Annotated in this window: 16 protein-coding genes; 8 read left to right on the forward strand and 8 right to left on the reverse strand. The window is 70.2% G+C overall.

From position 1 onward, the window contains the following. On the reverse strand, positions 1 to 739 hold a 739-nt coding region (locus tag MBA17_RS47655), incomplete at its 3' end, for an ATP-grasp domain-containing protein (protein ID WP_238505537.1). A gap of 106 nt (positions 740 to 845) precedes the next feature. Here MBA17_RS47655 and MBA17_RS47660 point away from each other — a divergent pair. From MBA17_RS47660 to MBA17_RS47670, 3 genes are all read left to right on the forward strand, one after another. Further along, the gene (locus MBA17_RS47660; protein WP_238505538.1) at positions 846 to 2,186 is read left to right on the forward strand and encodes an MFS transporter; all 1,341 of its coding nucleotides are present in this window, start codon (positions 846 to 848) and stop codon (positions 2,184 to 2,186) included. 125 nt (positions 2,187 to 2,311) lie between these two features. Further along, on the forward strand, positions 2,312 to 3,034 hold the full coding sequence (locus tag MBA17_RS47665; RefSeq protein WP_238505539.1) for a GntR family transcriptional regulator: 723 nt from the start codon (positions 2,312 to 2,314) through the stop codon (positions 3,032 to 3,034). A 298-nt stretch (positions 3,035 to 3,332) separates the two neighbouring features. Further along, positions 3,333 to 3,524 (forward strand): hypothetical protein, encoded by a 192-nt coding sequence (locus MBA17_RS47670; protein ID WP_238505540.1) that lies wholly within the window; start codon positions 3,333 to 3,335, stop codon positions 3,522 to 3,524. A 184-nt stretch (positions 3,525 to 3,708) separates the two neighbouring features. On the opposite strand, the gene MBA17_RS47675 is transcribed toward MBA17_RS47670, so the two are convergent. The 7 genes from MBA17_RS47675 to MBA17_RS47705 form a co-directional block, all read right to left on the reverse strand. Next, positions 3,709 to 4,752, reverse strand: coding sequence for a TerC family protein (locus MBA17_RS47675; protein ID WP_238505541.1), 1,044 nt, complete (start codon positions 4,750 to 4,752; stop codon positions 3,709 to 3,711). Between the two features lie 54 nt (positions 4,753 to 4,806). Next, positions 4,807 to 5,352: a hypothetical protein gene (locus MBA17_RS47680; protein WP_238505542.1), complete on the reverse strand. Its 546-nt coding sequence runs from the start codon at positions 5,350 to 5,352 to the stop codon at positions 4,807 to 4,809. Between the two features lies 1 nt (position 5,353). Continuing rightward, positions 5,354 to 6,862 (reverse strand): Nramp family divalent metal transporter, encoded by a 1,509-nt coding sequence (locus MBA17_RS47685; protein ID WP_238505543.1) that lies wholly within the window; start codon positions 6,860 to 6,862, stop codon positions 5,354 to 5,356. A 132-nt stretch (positions 6,863 to 6,994) separates the two neighbouring features. After that, positions 6,995 to 9,130 (reverse strand): acetate--CoA ligase family protein, encoded by a 2,136-nt coding sequence (locus tag MBA17_RS47690; RefSeq protein ID WP_238505544.1) that lies wholly within the window; start codon positions 9,128 to 9,130, stop codon positions 6,995 to 6,997. A 3-nt stretch (positions 9,131 to 9,133) separates the two neighbouring features. Next, positions 9,134 to 10,360, reverse strand: coding sequence for a formyl-CoA transferase (gene frc / locus MBA17_RS47695; protein ID WP_238505545.1), 1,227 nt, complete (start codon positions 10,358 to 10,360; stop codon positions 9,134 to 9,136). A gap of 11 nt (positions 10,361 to 10,371) precedes the next feature. Beyond that, on the reverse strand, positions 10,372 to 12,087 hold the full coding sequence (locus MBA17_RS47700) for a thiamine pyrophosphate-binding protein (protein WP_238505546.1): 1,716 nt from the start codon (positions 12,085 to 12,087) through the stop codon (positions 10,372 to 10,374). Positions 12,088 to 12,222: 135 nt separating this feature from the next. Continuing rightward, positions 12,223 to 13,380: a molybdopterin molybdotransferase MoeA gene (locus MBA17_RS47705; protein ID WP_238505547.1), complete on the reverse strand. Its 1,158-nt coding sequence runs from the start codon at positions 13,378 to 13,380 to the stop codon at positions 12,223 to 12,225. A gap of 80 nt (positions 13,381 to 13,460) precedes the next feature. Between MBA17_RS47705 and MBA17_RS47710 the strand changes: the two genes are divergently transcribed. From MBA17_RS47710 to fdhD, 5 genes are read left to right on the forward strand one after another with little or no spacing between them, the layout of a single operon-like run. Further along, positions 13,461 to 14,450 (forward strand): 2-dehydropantoate 2-reductase, encoded by a 990-nt coding sequence (locus MBA17_RS47710; protein WP_238505548.1) that lies wholly within the window; start codon positions 13,461 to 13,463, stop codon positions 14,448 to 14,450. 52 nt (positions 14,451 to 14,502) lie between these two features. Continuing rightward, positions 14,503 to 16,428, forward strand: coding sequence for a molybdopterin oxidoreductase family protein (locus MBA17_RS47715; RefSeq protein ID WP_238505549.1), 1,926 nt, complete (start codon positions 14,503 to 14,505; stop codon positions 16,426 to 16,428). Positions 16,429 to 16,434: 6 nt separating this feature from the next. Then, the gene (locus MBA17_RS47720) at positions 16,435 to 18,252 is read left to right on the forward strand and encodes an NAD(P)H-dependent oxidoreductase subunit E (protein ID WP_238505550.1); all 1,818 of its coding nucleotides are present in this window, start codon (positions 16,435 to 16,437) and stop codon (positions 18,250 to 18,252) included. Continuing rightward, positions 18,249 to 19,118, forward strand: coding sequence for a 2Fe-2S iron-sulfur cluster-binding protein (locus MBA17_RS47725; protein WP_238505551.1), 870 nt, complete (start codon positions 18,249 to 18,251; stop codon positions 19,116 to 19,118). The genes MBA17_RS47720 and MBA17_RS47725 overlap by 4 nt, the downstream gene beginning before the upstream one ends. Positions 19,119 to 19,123: 5 nt before the next feature. Next, positions 19,124 to 19,954: a formate dehydrogenase accessory sulfurtransferase FdhD gene (gene fdhD / locus MBA17_RS47730; RefSeq protein WP_238505555.1), complete on the forward strand. Its 831-nt coding sequence runs from the start codon at positions 19,124 to 19,126 to the stop codon at positions 19,952 to 19,954. Positions 19,955 to 20,227: the final 273 nt, after the last annotated feature.

A 20,227-nucleotide genomic window follows, 5' to 3' on the forward strand; every position in this document is an offset into this window, starting at 1 on the left:
GCTTGACGTAGTTGAGACCCTTCTCCTTCGCCCGCGCCTCCAGCGGATCCTCCGCACCCTTGTCCTCGAACGCCACATGCTCCTTCTGCCGGAACAACGCGTTGTCATCGAGCGTGACCTTGCCGTCGAGCGCGATGACCCGGCCGTCGGCCGTGGCGGCCAGCGGGTTCACCTCGACGAGGGTGGCGTCGGCCGCGACGAAGACGCGCCACAGCCGGACGATCGCCTCGGCCGCCGGCTCGATGACCTCCTCGGGCAGGCCCGCCTGTACGGCCAGGCGGCGGGCCGCGGGGATGTCGACTCCGGCGTTCGGGTCGACGGGCAGCCGCGCCAGGGCCTCGGGCCGGGTGGCCGCGACCTCCTCGATGTCCATGCCGCCCGCCACCGAGCAGATGGCCAGGAAGGTGCGCTCGGCCCGGTCGAGCAGGAAGGCCAGGTAATACTCCGCCGAGACGACCTGGGCCGCCTCGACCAGCACACTCCGCGCGACATGTCCCTTGATCTCCATGCCGAGGATGTCGCGCGCGATGTCCTCGGCCGAGGCCGGCCCGGGGGCGGGCCGTACGCCGCCCGCCTTGCCGCGGCCTCCGGTCTTCACCTGTGCCTTGATCACGACGGGGACCCCCAGCCGCGCTGCGACTTCGCGCGCTTCCTCGGGGGTCCGCGCCACCTGACCTGGGAGGGTCGCGACTCCGTGGGCCGCGAACAGCTCCTTCGCTTGGTATTCGTACAGATCCACGCGTTGCGCCTCGCTTCCGCCGGACGACTTAGTAGACTGTATACCGTATGGTCCATTCTGCGTCCAGGGCTCGACATTGGGGCCAGAATTGCATATCACATACAGTATGGAGACTCTCAGAACGCGCGGCCGTGAGGTCCGCGACTGGCGTGGCCGCGTCTATCTCACCGGCATCACCCCAGATCGCCCCAGGTCGACGATGCTGTGGGCGGCCTGGGCCGCGATGGCGGCCATCGGCGTCCTGCAGTACGGCTACGGCGCCACCCTGCCGATGATCGCCGCGGCGCACGGATGGTCCACCGGTCAGGCGCTCTGGCTGCTGGCCGGGTGGACCCTCTGCCAGGCGGTCGTCGGCCTCCCCACCGCCGCGCTGATGGAGCGCCGCCGGCTCCGCCCGCGCGCCACGATGCTCGTCGGGGCCGCGCTCAGCGCCGTGGGCCCGCTCGCGCTCGCCCACGCCGGTGACCACCTACTGGCCTTCGCCGGATACTCCCTGCTCAGCGGCCTCGGCGGCGGTCTCGTCTACGCCACCTGCAGTTCCACCGTGGCCAAGTGGTACCCCGAGCGCTCCGCCGCGCGCGTCAGCTTCGTCACCGGCGCGTTCGCCTACGGCGCGGTCCCCCTCATCATCGCCCTGCACGCGTCGCCCGCGGGGCCGGGGCTGACGTGGGTGCTCGACGGCATGGCAGGCGTGATCCTCGTGGTCGTGACGGTGGCCGGGCTGGTGTTCCGCGATCCCCCCGGGCACTGGTGGCCGGCGCACATCGATCCCCGGCAGTGGGCTCTGGACGGGCGGCTCAACCCCGGACTGCGCACCAACCCGCGCGCCGTACGCGAGTTCTCGGCCGGTGAGGCGATGCGGACGCCCGCGTTGCCGGCGATGGCGGTGATCCTGGTGCTCGCGGGCGCCGTCTCGCTCTTCAACGTCGTCTACGCGGCCGTCCTCGCCGCGCCGTACGGGCCGGGTGCGGCGGTCGCGGCCGTCACGGTGCTGGTCGCGCTGAACGGGGCGGGGCGGTCGGTGTCCGTCGCGATCTCCGAGCAGGCGGGCAGGCGGGCGGCGCTGCTGGGGGTGCTGACGCTGCTGGCCGTGGGCCAGTTCGCACTCGCGGGCGCGGTCGCCACCGGGTCGCATCTGCTCCTGGCCGCCTTCGTCTGCCTCGCCGGGCTGGGTGGCGGGGGTTTCTATCCCCTCATCGCCGGCCTGGTCCGCGAGTACTTCGGGGATCGGCGCACCGCCGAGATCCACGGGGTCATCTATGCCGCCAAGGGCCTCGGCGGGGCGGTGGGCGTGGGCATGGCAAGCGTCGCCGTGTTCGGCCCGTCGCCCACCACGTGCCTGGTCGCCGCCGGCCTGTGCCTCACCACGATCGTGCTCGCACGCGGTCTCCGCCAGCCCGGACGGCCCGACACGCTTCCCGTGCCGCACCCCGCCGCAGCCGCGTGAAATGGCTGTGACCAGGTTCACGGATAGAGAACATTTCTGGACGGTATACTGTACTCAGTCGACTGGATCGTGGAGATACAGCGTGGGCCAAACCACCCGGTCGCCCCTCTCATTGGAGCTGAGAAATGTTGCGAACGGAAATGGCGACCCAGCGAATCGCACGGCCTGTGCCTCTTCGAGAAAGCGTCTTCGAGGCGATCCTCGAACTCATAATCACGAGCAGCCTGAGCCCTGGTCAGCATTTGGTGGAAAATGAGCTTGCCGATCTTCTGGGGGTGTCGCGGCAGCCCGTCCGCGAGGCGCTCCAGTTGCTGAGCGGGGAGGGCTGGGTCGATCTGCGGCCGGGGCAGGGCGCCTTCGTGCACCTGCCCACCCATGAGGAGGCCGACCAGTTGCTGGCCGTACGCGGGCTGCTCGAAACCGAGTCCGCCCGGCTGGCGGCGCTGAACTCCGACGAGAGCGGCACCGCCCACCTGCGCGAGATCTGCGCGCGGGGCGAGGCGGCGCACAACGCGGGCGACGTCGACGGCGCCGTCGCCTCGAACGCGGAGCTGCACGCCTACGTCACCGCCCTCTCGGGCAACAAGGTCCTGGCGGAGCTGGCGGCGCAGGTGTCCCGGCGCGTCAGGTGGTACTACACCCCCGTGGCCCGCCATCGCGGCGCCAAGTCGTGGGAGGAGCACACCGCCCTCATCGACGCGATCGAGGCCGGTGACAGTCACCGCGCGGCCGAGGTGATGCGGGACCACACGGAACACACCCGCCGGTCCTACCTCGAACAACGCACCGACGACACCGACGACACCGCCGCCGAGCCCGTCCCGGCCAGGCGCCGCCGCTCCCGCTGACCACCGACCCGCCCACCACCTGACCGGGTTCGCCGCCGCCCGTTCGTCCAGGCCCGTGTCCGGAAACGGTCGCGTACGGCACGCGGCCCGCTGCCGGCGTGAGCTCGCGACGACGCCCGTTTCAGGCGCGTACGGCGGCGCGGTCAGCCGCCCCCAGGCCAGCACGGGCACAGGCTGCGGAGTTCTGGTCAGGGGATGGGCGGGGGGCGCGGGACGCGTTGACATGAACGTCACACAGACTCCGCTCGCGAGAAACGCGGGCGGCGGAGAATGAATGAGAAAGAAGGAGGTAATTCACGTGCCGAAGCTCAAGAACAGCCTGCGGTTCCTGATCAAACCGCCGCTGGGCCAGCTGGCCGACGGCCGTCCGCTGGGGCTGGGCCTGGCGACCGCGATGGCCAAGCAGCGTGAGCTCATGATCGACAGCAGCGATGCCGACAGGCACCTACGCCGCTGGGCAGCCGACGAGAGCCTCAAGGCCGGCCGGTAACCTACGGCGGTTCCGCCGCTCACCCCCCGCGGCGCGGCGGAGAGCGGGTGCCCGGTACACCGGCGACACCCGCTCCCGCTAAGTCAGCCCGGCAGCGGTCTCGGCAGCGGCCAGGACCTCAGCCGCTGGCAGCGGGCCTGATGACGGCCCCGCCGGTTGTCCGCGTCGGCCACGTCAGTCCACATCAGTCCACGTCGGCCGGTTCCCTGTCGGACCGGTTCTCGGTGGCCTGGTTCTCGGTGGCCTGGTTCTCGGTGGCCTGGTTCTCGGTGGAGGATGCGGCCCTGAGGCGGTCGTAACGGTTCTTCAGCAGGCTGGCGACCGCGGTGACGGCGAGAGTGCCGACGATCACGCTCAGGGACAGGGCGATCGAGATCTGCGGCGCCCAGGAGACGCCGTCGTGGTAGAGGGCCTCGAAGACGAGTTTGACCCCGATGAAGCCCAAGATCAGCGCGAGGCCCTTGCTCAGGTAGACGAGCCGGTCCAGTAGGCCGCCGATCAGGAAGAACAGCTGACGCAGCCCCATGAGGGCGAAGGCGTTGGCGGTGAAGACGAGGTAGGGCTCCTTCGTCAGGCCGAAGATCGCGGGAATCGAGTCGAGGGCGAACAGCAGGTCGGTGGTGCCGATGGCGACCATCACGATCAGCATCGGGGTCACCATGCGGCGGCCGTCGACCCTCGTGGTGACGGCGGCGCCGTGGTACTGGTCGGTGGTGGGAAACACCCGGCGCACGGTGCGAAGGGCGAGGTTCTCGGAGAACTCCGCCTCCTCCTCCTGATGGCCGATCAGCTTCCACGCGGTGTAGATGAGGAACGCGCCGAACAGGTAGAAGAGCCAGTCGAACCGCGTGATCGCCTCGGCGCCGACCGCGATGAAGATCCCGCGCATCAGCAACGCCAGCACGATCCCGACGAGAAGCACCTTCTGCCGATATTTCCTCGGCACCGAGAAACGGCTCATTATGAGCACGAAAACGAAAAGATTGTCGGCGCTCAGCGAATATTCTGTGATCCATCCGGCGAAGAACTCCCCGCCGTACCGAGGGCCGGCGACGAGGAGAACTCCAACCCCGAAGATGATCGCCAGAAGGACATAGAAGGACACCCACGCGGTGCATTCCCGGAATGACGGCTCATGTGGGTTGCGCGCCACGAGATGGAAATCGAATGCGATCACCGCCACGAAACCCACGATGGTCACGATCCACACCCAGGCGGGCAGGCTCATCGAGAGCTCCTTCGAAGGTTGGAATCCCCGCCTCTATTTGGCGTGGGGAGGAAGTCAACTCGCTCCTTTGCTGCGGGCCCGTGCGGTCCGCCGCTGTTCTCGTCCCTGCCAGAGGATCTCGGCGTGCTGGACGTATTTCGCGAGCAACCGGCGGGCTTCGGGATTGCCGGCCTGGATGCGCATCAGCCACCGCGGCGTGATCCGCTCGTGCAGCCAGATGAATCCGATGGCGAAGCCCAGGCTGATCAGCGCCTGGAAGGCGAGGAACGCCAGGAGGTCCTCACGGAGCTGGGGAGATCCGGTCACCAGAGTGCTGGTGACCGTCTCGTGGCACAGCCGGGAAATGGGGAAGGCGACCATCCAGTAGAGCCCGGCGGGCGCGAAGACCCCCGGCCTGAAGATCTCCTTGCCCATCAGCACGCCGTACATCCCGCCGAAGACGGCCAGCGGGAGTCCGAGGGCGAGAGCGGAGGCCAGGCCCCAACCGGCGGGCTGCCCTGCGATGAGGGACAGCCCACCGGCGATGACGCCGGCCGCGACTCCGATCGCGAACCCAGGAAGCGCGAGCTCACCGAGTCGTCGTACACGTTCGGCGGTCATGTCAGCCCACGACCACGCCGAATTGGAAGAGGCTGTAGAACAGCATTCCCAGATAGAAGACCGCCCCGAAGCCGATGATCAGGTTCGTCCAGATCTTCGGCCGGATCGGTTTGGGCAGCATCCGGTTGTTCACCAGCAGCAGGGTGACGCAGTAGGCGCCCATGGCGAAGGTGGACAGGAAGGCGAGGGTGTCGAGGATCCCGCTCGGCCCGTCCGCGGGGCCGAACAGCAGGATCAGGATGCCGAAGCCGATCACTCCCCAGAGGAAGACCGCGTAGAGGTGCGACATCCGCAGCCTCTTGGCCCCCTTGACGAAGTGGTAGGTCATGTCCGCCTGGCCACGCGAGAAGGAGTCGAAGAGGCCGAGGGTGGCGTTCATGCCGATCAGGGCGATGAAACCGAGGAAGACCGCGCCGAGGACCGAGCTGCCCGCGGAGGCGAAGGAGTCGGCCATCGCGTTCAGCGCCGCCTCCCGCTCCCCGGACTCGATCACATCACGCACGCCCGGGTTCTGCCGCGCGGCGGCCTGCGCGATCACGGTGAAGGAGATCGTCACCAGCATCGTGATGCCCCAGAAGAGCAGCAGCGCGTCGAAGGTCACCCAGCGGCGCCAGCCCTTCCACTTCGCCAGCTCCGCCGGGTTGTCGGTGTCGAACATGAAGCCCCGCGAGGGCATGGCCTCTTCTTCGCCCGCGTGCCGCAGCCCGCGGACCTGCGGGATGTGCGCGCCCATTCCGGCGCCGGAGTCGCGCAGGTGCAGGGTGTACCACATCTGCTGCATGCCCGAGGGCCCCGCGAAGGCGATCGAGCCCACGATGACCGGGAACCAGGCCGCCGACATCGCTTCCGACGGCAGGTAGCCGAAGGCGAACATGCCGCTGATCGTGGTGACGACGTCGCCCCAGGTGCCGACGATGGCCGCGACGACCGCGGTGCTGATGACGAGCGTGCCGATCAGGATCGACAGCACGTTCTCCAGCAGGTTGTAGATCACTTTCGCGAGGCTGAAGAGCACGCCGACCAGGACCAGCCCGACGCACGCCGTTATCAGCCATGGAATTCCGGTGATCTGTTCGAAGGCCGCGGCTCCCGCCGACAGGTGCCCCGGCCAGATGTAGACGAGGATCGCGACGACGAAGAAGAACCACATCAGTGGCTTGAAGACCCGCGCCGCGCCGAAGAAGATGCTCTCCCCGGTCGCCATGGCGTATCTCGCCATCTCCAGCATCACCACGGCCTGGAGGGTGACGCCGATCAGGAACAGCCACCTGATCTCCGGCCCGAACAGCAGGACCAGGCGTGGCCACATGTACGACTCGCCCATTCCGACGCCGAGCGCGACGAGGAACACGGTGGGCCCGAGAAGGTGTACCGACGGGGGCGCGTCGGGCAGTTTGCGGATGGGCATCGGCTCCAGCTTGCCGGCGTGCCATACCCGTTCTTCCTGGTCCGGCGGGGTGGGACCCGCCGAGCTGTGCGGCGTCGCCGCCGGTGTTGATGAAGTGTCCACGCTTGGACCTCCTCGGGAGATTTGCGGATCCGGGTGTCGACCCCGATGGCCCCCTTGGAGCTCCGCGGGACGGGAAGCGCGCCCGTGCCCGCGGGACTCCTTGTTCGTACAGTGATGTCGTGGTGCTGCCGGTCAGCCGCCCATCGACCCCGATGCCCGGGCCCATTGGTACTTGGCGCCGAGCACGGCGACCGGCTTCTCGGTGGTGTAGGGATAGGCGACGATGCCGTGGTCGAAGAGGTATTCGCACGCGGCCTCGACCTCGGTGTCGCCGGCGAGGGAGACCACGACCGGTTTGTCGTGTCCCGCCGCCCGGCACTCGCCCACGACCCGCGCCGCGAGCTCGGCGAAGACCATGGGCGGGGTGACGATGGTGTGCCAGTAGCCGAGGATCAACGCGTGGATCCGGGGGTCTGACATGCCAAGCCTGATGGTGTTCTCGTAGGTGGTGGGTGGTTCGCCGCCGGTGATGTCGATCGGGTTGCCCGCCGCGCCGAACGGCGGAATATAGGCGCGGAAGGCCTGGTCGAGGTCGGGTGGGATGTCCATGAGCGTCAGCCCGTTGTCGACGCAGGCATCCGAGAGCAGCACGCCGGAGCCGCCCGCCGCCGTGATGATCACGACGTTCTCGCCCTTGGGCGTGGGCAGCAACGGCAGGGCCCTGGCGTATTCGAGCATCTCGTTCAGCCCCGGCGCCCTGACGACCCCGGCCTGCCGCAGGATGTCGTCGTACACCTTGTCGTCGCCGGCCAGCGCCCCGGTGTGCGAACTCGCCGCCCGGGCCCCCATGGCCGTACGGCCGGCCTTGAGCACGATCACCGGCTTGGTCTTGACGACCCGGCGCGCCACCTCGACGAAGCCCCGCCCGTCCTTGAGGTCTTCGAGGTGCATGGCGACACAGCGGGTGTTGTCGTCCTGCTCGAAGAAGGTGAGCAGGTCGTCCTCGTCGACGTCGGCCTTGTTCCCCACCCCGACGATCGCCGACACGCCCATCTTGGTGGTACGGCTGAAGCCCAGGATGGCCATCCCGATGCCGCCGCTCTGCGAGGTCAACGCCACGCTCCCGCGCACGTCGTACGGCGTGCAGAAGGTCGCGCAGAGGTTCTCGGGCGTGTAGTAGTAGCCGTAGATGTTGGGGCCCAGCATCCGGATGCCGTGCCGCCTGGCGATCTCCACGAGCTCCTGCTGGCCCGCCACGTTGCCGGTCTCGGCGAAGCCGGACGGGATCATGATGGCTCCCGCCGCCCCCTTCGCGCCCGCCTCCTCCAGCGCGGCCGGCACGAACTTGGCGGGGATGGCGAAGACCGCCACGTCGACGTCGCCCGGCACCGCAGTGATGCTCGGATAGGCCGGCAGGCCGAGGATCTCGGTGGCCTTGGGGTTGATCGGGTAGATGTTGCCCCGGTAACCGCCGTTGATCAGGTTGCGCATGACCGAGTTGCCGATCTTGCCATCCTCGGCCGACGCCCCGATCACCGCGACCGAGCGCGGCTTGAAGATCCGGTTCATCGAGCTGAGGATCTCGTCGCGTCCCAGCCGTGCGGGCTCCACGACCGGACCGGCGGCGAGCAGGACGCGCACGTCGGCGGCGGTGGCGCCGCGGGCGTCGGCGAAGACGGGGTTGAGATCGATCTCGGTGATCTCGGGGAAGTCGTCGACGAGCGCGCTGACGCGCTGGATCATGTCAGCAAGGGGCTCACGAGCGACCGCTTCGGCCCCCCGCACACCGCGCAGCACCTCCGCCGCTCTGATGTCGTCGAGCATCCCTAGTGCATCATCACCCGAAAGTGGGGTAATTCGGAAGGTCACATCACGCAGGACCTCGACGAGCACCCCACCGAGGCCGAAGGCGACGACCTTTCCGAAGGTCGGATCGGTGACCGCGCCGATGATGACCTCCTGGCCGCCACCGAGCATCCGCTGCACCTGGATGCCGTCGATCACCGCTTCCGGGTTGTAGGCCAGCGCGGAGGCCATGACCTGGTCGTAACCGGCGCGCGCGGCGGCCGCCGTGGCGACACCGACGAGGACGCCCCCGGCTTCCGTCTTGTGCAGGATGTCGGGCGAGACCACTTTGAGCACGACGGGGAAGCCGATCTCCTCGGCGAGCCGCGCGGCCTCCTCGGCGGAGGCGGCCACCCCCTCACCGGGCGTGGCGATGCCGTACGCGTCGCAGATCTTCTTGCCCTCGGGCGCGGTCAGCGCCGTGCGGCCCTCGGCCCTGGCCTTCTCCAGGACCTCTCGCACCGCGGTCTGGTCGTGGCTCATGCGTCAGATCACTCCGTTCGTCTTCAGTTCGGCCAGGCGGTCGGCGGAGATGCCCAACTCGCCGTAGATCTGCTCGTTGTGCTCGCCGAGCAGCGGGGAACTGACGATGTCGACCGGCGAGTCGGAGAGCTGGAGCGGGCTGCCGACGGTGGTGAACGGACCACGCTCGGGATGCTCGACGGTGACCACCATCCCGTTGTCCCTCAGCGCCTGGTCCTCGATCAGCTCCTGGGTGGACAGGATGGGACCGCATGGGATGTTCGCGGCGTTGAGCCGGTCGAGCACCTCCCACTTGCCGAGGCCCGCGCTCCAGTCCTCGATGATCTGGAACATCTTGTCCAGCTTCGGCAGGCGGGCCTCCGGGGTCGCCCACTCGGGGTCCTCGGCCAGCTCGGGCCGGCCGATGATCCGGGACAGCGGGGCCCAGCCGACCGGCTGGACGATCACGTAGATGTAGTCGTTGGGACCACCGGGAGCGCACCGGACGGCCCAGCCCGGCTGGCCGCCGCCCGAGGCGTTGCCCGACCTGGGCACCTCGTCGCCGAAGTTCTCGTTGGGGTATTCGGAGAGCGGGCCGTGCGCGAGACGCTGCTGGTCACGGAGCTTGACCCGGCACAGGTTGAGCACCGCGTCCTGCATCGCCACCTGCACCCGCTGGCCCCTGCCCGTCTGCTCCCGCTGGAAGAGCGCGGCGAGGATGGCGGCCACCACGTGGATGCCGGTGCCCGAGTCGCCGATCTGGGCGCCCGTCGCCAGCGGCGGCCCGTCCTCGAAGCCGGTGGTGGTCATCGAGCCGCCCATCGCCTGGGCGATCACCTCGTACGCCTTGTAGTCGGCGTATCTGCCCGGCCCGAAGCCCTTGATCGAGGCGTAGATCAGGCGGGGGTTCAGCTCGCGGAGCCGGTCCCAGGTGAAGCCCATGCGGTCGATCGCGCCGGGGCCGAAGTTCTCCACCATGATGTCGGAGGAGCCGACGAGGTCGGTGAAGATCTGCTTGCCCTCGGGCGACTTCATGTTGAGCGTGATGCTCCGCTTGTTGCAGTTGAGCATCGTGAAATAGAGGCTGTCCACCCCGGGAAGGTCGCGGAGCTGCTTGCGGGTGATGTCGCCGGACGGCGCCTCGAGCTTGACCACGTCGGCCCCGAGCCACGCCAGCAACTGGGTGGCCGAAGGACCGGACTGGACGTGGGTCATGTCGAGGACACGCACGCCTTCCAGAGCCTTGGTCATCGCATGCCCCTTTACTTGTACATGGTCTGGTTCATGGTTCCGGGGGCGTAGACCTCCGGATCCACCCACACGTTGATCAGGGACGGCTTGCCGGACGCGCGGGCGCGCTCCATGGCCGGCCGGATCTCCGCGGGACTGCGGACCTCTTCGCCGTAGCCGCCGAGCATCTTGGCGAACTCGCTGTAGCGCACGTCGCCGAGCGTGTTGCCGACCCTGCCGCGGCCCTCGCCGTACTTCTGGATCTGGCCGTAGCGGATCTGGTTCATCGAGGAGTTGTTGCCGACGATCCCGACGAAGGGCAGGTTGTAGCGGACCAGCGTCTCGAAGTCCCACCCGGTGAGGCTGAAGGCGCCGTCGCCGAAGAGGGCCACGACCTCCTTGTCGGGGCGGGCGTACTTGGCGGCGAGCACGAACGGCACGCCCACGCCGAGGGTGCCGAGCGGACCCGGGTCCATCCAGTGGCCGGGCGACTTGGGCTGGACGACCTGGCCGGAGAAGGTGACGATGTCGCCGCCGTCGCCGATGTAGATGGAGTCTTCGGTGAGGAACTCGTTGATCTCGTGGACCAGCCGGTAGGGGTCGATCGGGTCCGCGTCGGACAGTTGGCGCGGCAGGCGCTTCTGGTAGGCGGCGGTCTCGACCGCGCGCAGCTCCTCCAGCCACTCCTTCCGCCCGGCCGCGCCGTTGCTCACCCGGCCGCTCGCGGCGGCGGCCACCGAGGACAGGACCAGGCCCGCGTCGCCGACGATGCCGAGGTCGATGTCGCGGTTCTTGCCCACCGTGCGGTAGTCGAGGTCGATCTGGACGACGGTCGCGGTGGGTGAGAGGCGCTTGCCGTAGCCCATCCGGAAGTCGAACGGGGTGCCGACGATGATGATGAGGTCGGCGTTGGTGAAGGCGTAGCGGCGGGACAGCTGGAAGTGGTGCGGGTCGCCGGGCGGGAGGGTGCCGCGGCCCGCGCCGTTCATGTAGGCGGGCACGTTGAGCGCGCGGACCAGGTCGATCGCGGCGTCGCTGCCCCGGCAGGTCCAGACCTGGCTGCCCAGCAGGATGCACGGCTTGCTCGCGTGGGAGATCAGGTCGGCGAGGCGCTCGATGGCCTCGGGGTCGCCGGCCTGCCGGGTCGAGGCGCGGTACTGGCCGGTCTGGGGGATCCTGGCCTTCTCGACGGGCACCTTGGCGTCGAGGATGTCGCGCGGGATCTCCAGGAAGGACGGCCCGGGCGCGCCGTTGTAACACTCGCGGAAGGCCATCGACACCATGTCGGCCACTCGTTCGGTGCCGGGCACGGTCGCGGCGAACTTGCTGATGGGCGACATCATGTCGACGTGGGGCAGGTCCTGCAGGGAGCCCATCTTGTGCTGGCTCAGCGCCCCCTGCCCGCCGATCAGCAGCATCGGGCTCTCGGCGCGGAACGCGTTGGCGACACCGGTGACCGCGTCGGTGGTGCCGGGGCCGGCGGTGACGACGGCGCACCCAGGGCGGCCGGTGATCCTGGCGTAGCCGTCGGCCGCGTGCGCGGCCACCTGCTCATGCCGGACGTCGACGACGTCGATGCCTTCATCGACGCACCCGTCATAGATGTCGATGATGTGACCGCCGCACAAGGTGAAGATCACCTCGATCCCCTCGGCCTTCAGCGCCTTCGCCACCAAATGGCCCCCGGAGATCACCTCGGGTTCGCGAACCGTGAGCGAGGGTGTGCTCTCGGGCGCAGTCTTGGTCATTGCGGCCTCTCCCTATCTCCCCGCCTGCGCGGAATTCAGTCTGCTGCATACTGCATACCGTATGTGCATCCTTATGGTTAACCCCATCACCGGCCGATGTCTAGACCTTTGCCGTCACGGCCTTCGTCACACCTTTCACATCGGAAGCTCCAGCAACTCCACCGGACCGCCCCGGTGGCCCGGTGGCACCACGGCCAGCGCGTCGGCGAGCGCAGGGCCCCTGAGCGAGCCCGGACCCTCGTGCCCGACCGGAACGGCGCCCCGCTGCGACCCGCGCACCGGCACCAACCTGGTGTCAGACGGATGGGCGCGCACCTCTCCCGCCAGCGCGGACCACACCCCGTGCGCCCGCTCGCGCCCGCCGAGCACCGGCACCAGCAGCGTCATGGCGGCGGCCAGCGCGGCGAACGGGTTGCCCGGCAGGCCGACCAGGATCGTCCCGCCCGGCAGCCGAGCCAGCACCTGCGGATGCCCGGGGCGGCAGGCGACGCCGTCGACGAGCAACTCCGCGCCGAGGTCGCGCAGCACCTCCCCGAGGTGGTCGGCGGGCCCTCTCGACGACGCCCCGCACACCGCCACCACGTCGGCGCGGCACGAGAGGGCGGCGGTCAGCGCCCCGGCGTCGTCGGCCACCCGGACGACGTCCGCGAGCCGTCCGCCGGCCCACCGGACCAGCCCGTCGAGCATCGGGCCGATCGCGTCGCGCACCCGGCCCCGGCCCGGCAGCCCGCCGGTCACCACCTCGTCACCGGTGACCAGCGCGGCCACCCGGGGCGCCGGCCGTACCGTGAGCGTGTCGTGGCCGAGGCTCGCGGCGAACCCGAGCAGCGCGGGCGTGACCATCGCGCCCCGCGCGACCACGTCGAGCCCCTCCGCGCAGTCTTCGCCCCGCCTGCGGATGTGCCGCCCCGGCGTCACCTCGCCCCACACCAGGTCGCCCGACCGGTCGGCCGCCTCCACCGGGAGGACCGCGTCGGCGCCCGGCGGAACCTCCGCGCCGGTCGCGATCTCGACGGCGGTGCCGGGGGACAACACCCCCTCGGGTGGACGCTGCCCGGCGAGCACACCGCCGACGATCCGCCAGGGCGGTGCGCCCGCGACCGCGAACCCGTCCATCGCCGCGGTGTCGAACCCGGGGACGGGCACCAGTGAGCGCAGCGGCTCCGCGAGCCGCCGGCCCGCCGCCTCGCACAGCGCCACCCGCACGGCGGGAAGAGGGGCCGCGACCCCCTCCGCCAGCGCCCTGGCCGTCTGCCACGGCATGGCCGCGGCGCGAGCAGTCGTGACCGTCATGGGCCGACCCCCATATCTTGACCGTGATGATTTCCATACTGTATACCGAATGCAAGGGGCAACTGAGAACGGAGCCGTTTGTGAGAGTCGCTGTTCTTGGCGCCGGCGCCATCGGCGCGTACGTCGGAGCCGCCCTGCACAGAGCGGGCGTCGACGTCCACCTGATCGCCCGCGGTCCGCACCTTCGCGAGCTGCGCGCCTCCGGAGTGCGGGTGCTCAGCCCGCGGGGAGACTTCGCCGCCCGCCCGCACGCCACCGACGACCCCTGGGAGGTCGGCCCGGTCGACTACGTCTTCCTCGGCCTCAAGGCCAACGGGTACGGCAGGGCGGCCCCCCTCATCAATCCGCTGCTCCACGAGACCACGGGCATCATCGCCGCGCAGAACGGCATCCCGTGGTGGTACTTCCACCGTCTCGCCGGGCCGTACGAGAACTATCGGATCGAGAGCGTCGACCCCGGCGGCGAGGTGACCACCGCGCTGCCGCTGGAGCGCGCCATCGGCTGCGTGGTCTACGCGGCCACCGAGATCGAGGCGCCCGGCGTGGTCAGGCACCTGGAGGGCACGCGCTTCTCCATCGGCGAGCCCGACGGCTCGATCTCCCGGCGGTGCACCGCCTTCAGCGAGGCGATGATCGCCGGCGGGCTCAAGTGCCCGGTCGAAGCCGATCTCCGCAACGACATCTGGGTCAAGCTGATGGGCAACATCGCCTTCAACCCGATCAGCGCGCTGGCCCGGGCCACGATGGTCGGGATCTGCCGGCACCGCGCCGCGCGGGAGCTGGTGGTCGCGATGATGCGGGAGACCCTCGCGGTGGCCGAGCGCGTCGGCTGCCGGCCGGGGATCTCGGTGGAGCGGCGGCTGGCGGGAGCCGAGCGGGCCGGCGCGCACAAGACCTCGACGCTGCAGGACCTGGAAAAGGGCAAACCACTCGAACTCGACGTGATCCTCGCGGCCGTGGTCGAGCTCGCCGACCTGACCGGGACGCAGGTCCCCACGCTGCGGGCGATCCACGCGGTGGCCGACCTGCTCAACGAGCAGATCACCGCGCAGGCCCAGGTTGTCGCCTAGCGCCACGTACACATACCGTAGACTGCATACAGCATTCGATGGAGGGATCGGCATGAAGCAAAAGCGCGCCGAGCCGTATGACCGCCTCACCCACCCGCTGGTGCGCGACGACGGAGTGCTCCGCCGGGCCACCTGGGAAGAGGCGCTCGACCGGGCGGCGGAGGGGTTCAGGCGCAACATCGAGGCGCACGGGCCCAACGCGTTCGCCATGTTGTCGTGCGCCAGGTCCACCAACGAGATGAACTACGTGGCACAGAAGTTCACCCGCGTGGTCGTCGGCACCAACAACGTCGACTCCTGCAACCGCACCTGTCACGCCCCCAGCGTGGCGGGATTGTCCGCCGTGTTCGGCAGCGGTGGCGGCACCTCCTCCTACCAGGAGGTCGAGGACACCGATGTGATCGTCATGTGGGGGTCGGCGGCGCGCAACGCCCATCCGATCTTCTTCCAGCACGTGCTGAAGGGCATCCGCAAGGGCGCGAAGATGTTCGCCGTCGATCCCCGGCGCACGGGCACGGCTCAGTGGGCCGACCTGTGGCTGGGGCTCAACGTGGGCACCGACATCCCGCTCGCGCACGCCGTCGCACGCGAGATCATCCATGCCGGCCTGCACAACACCGCCTTCATCGAGCGGGCCACCAGCGGCTTCGAGGAGTTCGCCAGGTCCGTCGAGCCGTGGACGCCCGAGGTCGCCGAGCAGGTGACGGGCGTGCCCGCCGAGGCGATCAGGCGGCTGGCCCACGCCTACGCCACGGCCGACCGCGCCCAGCTCTGCTGGACGCTCGGCATCACCGAACACCACAACGCGACCGACAACGTGCGCGCCCTGATCAACCTCGCGCTGCTCACCGGGCATGTCGGGCGTTACGGCTCCGGCCTGTCCCCCCTGCGCGGACAGAACAACGTGCAGGGCGGCGGCGACATGGGGGCGATCCCGAACCGCTTGCCCGGCTTCCAGGACCTCCTCGACCCCGAGGTCCGCGCCCGATTCGAACAGGTGTGGTCGAACACCATCCAGCCCCGCCACGGCCTCAATCTCACCGAGATGCTGGAGGCGATGGGCGAGGGCGAGGTCACCACCTGCTACCTCATCGGGGAGAACCCGGTGCAGTCCGAGGCCGACTCGCTCAGCTGCATCAAGCGCCTGGGCATGCTCGACCACCTGGTCGTGCAGGACATCTTCCTGACCAAGACCGCCCAGATGGCCGACGTCGTGCTGCCGGCCAGCGCGGCCTGGTGCGAGGCCGACGGCACCTTCACCAACTCCGAGCGCCGGGTGCAGCGGGTGCGCAAGGCGCTGACGCCGCCCGGCGAGGCGCGCGACGACATCGAGATCCTCTGCGACCTCGCCCGCCGCCTCGGCCACGACTGGCACTACGACGGCGCCGAGGAGGTGTGGGACGAGCTGCGCAGGCTCTCCCCCGCCCACACGGGCATGTCCTACAGCCGGCTGGAGGAGCACCAGGGCATCCAGTGGCCCTGCCCGTCGGAGGACTCGATCGAGCCGCCGTACCTGCACGGCAGGTTGTGGGCGACCGACCCGGTCGCGCGCGGCACGCCGGCTCCCTTCGCCGTGCTGGAGCACTCCCCGCCGGTCGACGTGCTCGACGAGGAGTTCCCGTTGCGCCTGACCACCGGGCGCCGCCTCGACTCCTACAACACCGGCGTCCAGTCCTCCGGGTTCGCCTCACCGCTCCGGCGCGGCGAGACCGTCGAGCTGTGCCCGGAAGACGCCCGCAGGCTCGGCCTGACCGCGGGCGAGGAGGTCCGGATCAGCTCCCGGCGCGGCACGGTCGTCGCCCCCGTCTTCATCGACCCCGCGCTGCGGCCCGGCCTGGTCTTCATGACCATGCACTTCCCCGACGAGGTCGACACCAACTCGCTGACGATCGAGGCGACCTGCCCCATCGCCGGCACCGCGGAGTTCAAGGCCGCGGCCGTCCGCATCGACAAGCTCGTTCCAGCGAAGGCCGGGTGACAGCGCATGGACCTGCGGTTTCGTGACACGGAGCCGACCGATGAGGAGCGCGCCGCGATCGACGCGCTCCTCGGCCCCCCCGCGTCGGGCTGGGTGGGCGGCGCACGCACCGACGACGACCTGCGCTTCGCCGCCGCCGGCGAGCAGGAGCGCGACCTCCTGCTGCCCGCCCTGCACGCGGTCAACGACCGGATCGGGTGGATCAGCGAGGGCGCGCTCGACTACATCTGCCGCCGGCTGACCGTCCCGCCCGCCGACGCGTACGGCGTGGCCACCTTCTACTCGATGTTCTCGCTCAAGCCCCGGCCGAGCCGCGTGCTGCACGTGTGCACCGACCTGGTCTGCGAGGCCAGGGGCGCGGCCGGGCTGTGCGCGTCCCTGGAGGAACGGCTCGGCCCGCCCGGGCTCTCCTGGCAGCGCAGCCCCTGCCTGGGCCTGTGCGAGCGCGCCCCCGCCGCCCTCGCGCTGGAGGCGGGCGACCCGCCCGCCCACGCGGTGTACGGCCCGGCCGACGCCGCCCTGACCGAGTTCGCCGAGCCGCCCGTCGAAGCGGCGGTCCCCCAGTCCCTCCACTCCGGCCCCGGAGCCGGCGACGAACTGGTGCTGCTGCGGCGGGTCGGCGTGGTCGATCCGGGCAGCCTCGACGACTACCGGTCCACCGACGGATACGCCGCGCTGCGGCGGGCGTTCACGCTCGGGCCGGCCGGGATCATCCGCGAGGTGCTCGACGCGGGGCTGGTCGGGCGGGGCGGCGCGGCCTTCCCGACCGGGCGCAAGTGGGAGGCGACGGCCCGCCAGCCCGACCATCCCCACTACCTGGTCTGCAACGCGGACGAGAGCGAGCCCGGCACCTTCAAGGACCGGGTGATCATGGAGGGCGACCCGTTCGCGCTCATCGAGGCGATGACGATCGCCGCCTACGCCACCGGCTGCCGGAAGGGCTACATCTACCTCCGGGGCGAGTATCCGCGCGCCTTCCACCGCCTCACCGGCGCGATCGCCGCCGCCCGGGCCCGCGGCCTGCTCGGCGACGACGTCATGGGGCAGGGGTTCGCCTTCGACATCGAGATCCGGCGCGGTGCCGGCGCCTACATCTGCGGCGAGGAGACCGCGATCTTCAACTCCATCGAGGGGCAACGCGGCGAGCCGCGCAGCAAGCCGCCCTTCCCCGTGGAGAAGGGGCTGTTCGGCAAGCCGACCGTGGTCAACAACGTGGAGACGCTGGTCAACGTCCTGCCGATCCTGCTGTCGGGGGCGAGCGCCTACGCGGCCACCGGCACGGAGGGATCGACGGGCACCAAGCTGTTCTGCCTGTCGGGCAACGTGCGCCGGCCGGGTCTCTACGAGTTGCCGTTCGGCGCCACCCTGCGCGACCTGCTCGACCTGGCCGGCGGCGTCCCCGAGGGCCGCTCGCTGCGCGCCGTACTGCTCGGCGGCGCGGCGGGCGCGTTCGTCCGGCCCGACGAGCTGGACATCCCGCTCACCTTCGAGGGCACCCGCGCCGCCGGCACCACACTCGGCTCCGGCGTGGTCCTCGTCCTCGACGACGGCGCCGACCTGGTCAAGATCCTGCTGCGGATCGCCGAGTTCTTCCGCGACGAGTCCTGCGGCCAGTGCGTGCCCTGCCGGGTGGGCACCGTGCGCCAGGAGGAGGCGTTGCACAGACTCGCGATAAAACCCCAGGCCGGCGACCTCACGCTGCTTCGCGAGGTCGGGCAGGTCATGCGTGACGCGTCCATCTGCGGCCTCGGCCAGACCGCCTGGAACGCCGTGGAGTCGGCCATCGACCGGCTGGGCGTCTTCACCTCCGAGGAGGCATCATGAGCGTCCCCCTGCCGCCGCCGCGCAGACTCGTCGAGATCACCGTGGACGGGGAGCCGGTCCGGCTCCCCGAGGGCTCGACGATCCTCGACGCCTGCCAGGACACCCCGACGCTGTGCTACGGCGACACTCTGACGCCGAAGAACGCCTGCCGGGTGTGCGTGGTCGAGGTCGAGGGTTCCCGCACCCTGGTCCCCGCCTGCTCCCGCCGCGCGGAGGAGGGCATGAAGGTCAGCACCGACAGCGAACGCGTACGGCACAGCCGCAAGCTCGTCCTGGAGTTGCTCGGCTCCTCCGTCGACCTGTCCACCACGCCCGGGGCGGCCGAGTGGATCGCCGAGTACGACGCGGATCCGCAGCGGTTCGGCCAGGAGGCCGCGACCGTGGAGCAGCCCGTCAAGGTCGACAACGACCTCTACGTCCGCGACTACGGCAAGTGCATCATGTGCTACAAGTGCGTCGACGCCTGCGGCGACCAGTGGCAGAACTCCTTCGCCATCACGGTCGCCGGGCGCGGGTTCGACTCCCACATCTCCACCGAGCACGACGCGCCCCTGACCGACTCGGCCTGCGTCTACTGCGGCAACTGCGTGGAGGTCTGCCCGACGGGGGCGCTGTCGTTCAAGACCGAGTTCGACATGCGCGCCGCCGGCACCTGGCACGAGGAGGAGCAGACCCAGACCACCACGATCTGCGCCTACTGCGGCGTGGGCTGCAACCTCACCCTGCACGTCCAGGACAACGAGATCGTCAAGGTCACCTCGCCGCACGACAACCCGGTGACCCACGGCAACCTCTGCATCAAGGGGCGCTTCGGCTTCCAGCACGTGCAGAACGGCCGGTCCGCCAAACAGACTCAGAAGGACTGATCCGATTGAGCCGTGTGATCACCCGGCGGCCCATCGTGCGGGTCAGGGAGACGGGCGTCAGCCGCCGTGTCGACTCGCTGGCGGCCGAGGAGCCGCTGGAGATCCGGCTCGACGGCCGGCCGCTCACCGTGACGATGCGCACGCCGGGCGACGACTTCGACCTGGCGGCCGGATTCCTGGTGAGCGAGGGCGTGATCGGCTCGGCCGCCGACATCACGACGATCCGTTACTGCGCGGGCGCCACCGAGGACGGCTCCAACACCTACAACGTGCTCGACGTCCGGCTCGCGCCGGGCGTCCCGGTGCCCGACGGATCTCTGGAGCGCAACTTCTACACCACCTCGTCCTGCGGCGTGTGCGGCAAGGCCAGCCTCGACGCGGTCCGCACGGTGGCGAGATGGACCGTCGACGACGACCCGCTGCGCCTGCCCGCGGCCACGGTCTCGGTCCTCCCCGACCGGCTGAGATCCGCCCAGCGCGTCTTCGACCGCACCGGCGGCCTGCACGCGGCCGGGCTGTTCACCGCCGACGGCGAGGCGCTGTGCGTGCGGGAGGACGTCGGCAGGCACAACGCGGTCGACAAGATCGTGGGCTGGGCCCTGCGCGGCGACCGCCTGCCGCTGCGCTCCAGCATGCTGATGGTGTCGGGGCGCGCGTCCTTCGAGCTCGTGCAGAAGGCGTTGATGGCGGGCATCCCGGCGCTGGCCGCGGTGTCCGCCCCCTCCTCACTCGCCGCCGAGCTGGCCGCCGCCTCCGGGCTGACCCTCATCGGCTTCGTCAGGGGCGCCTCGATGAACGTCTACGCGGGAGAACACCGCCTGACGGACTGCCCATGAGTCTGCACCGGGCCATCCGGTGGCGCCGCGTCGCGCACTGCGGCCTGGACATCGTCCGGGCGACGTGGCCCGTCCCGGGCCGTCGCGGCGCGTGCAGGCGCCGCCGCGCTCCCGCACCGTCACGGTGCAGGTGGACGGCTCCGCGCCACGGTGGCCCTCCCCCGGCCGGCTGAGTCCGCCCCGCCGAGCGAGGAGCCGGTCGACGGTCCGCCCCCTTACGTCGACCGGCTCCTCTCAGCCCACCCTGCGGCAGCCGTTCGTTCCAGAACGGCT

The sequence above is a fragment of the Dolomitihabitans soli genome (assembly GCF_022213955.1).
GTDB lineage: Bacteria > Actinomycetota > Actinomycetes > Streptosporangiales > Streptosporangiaceae > Streptosporangium_A > Streptosporangium_A soli.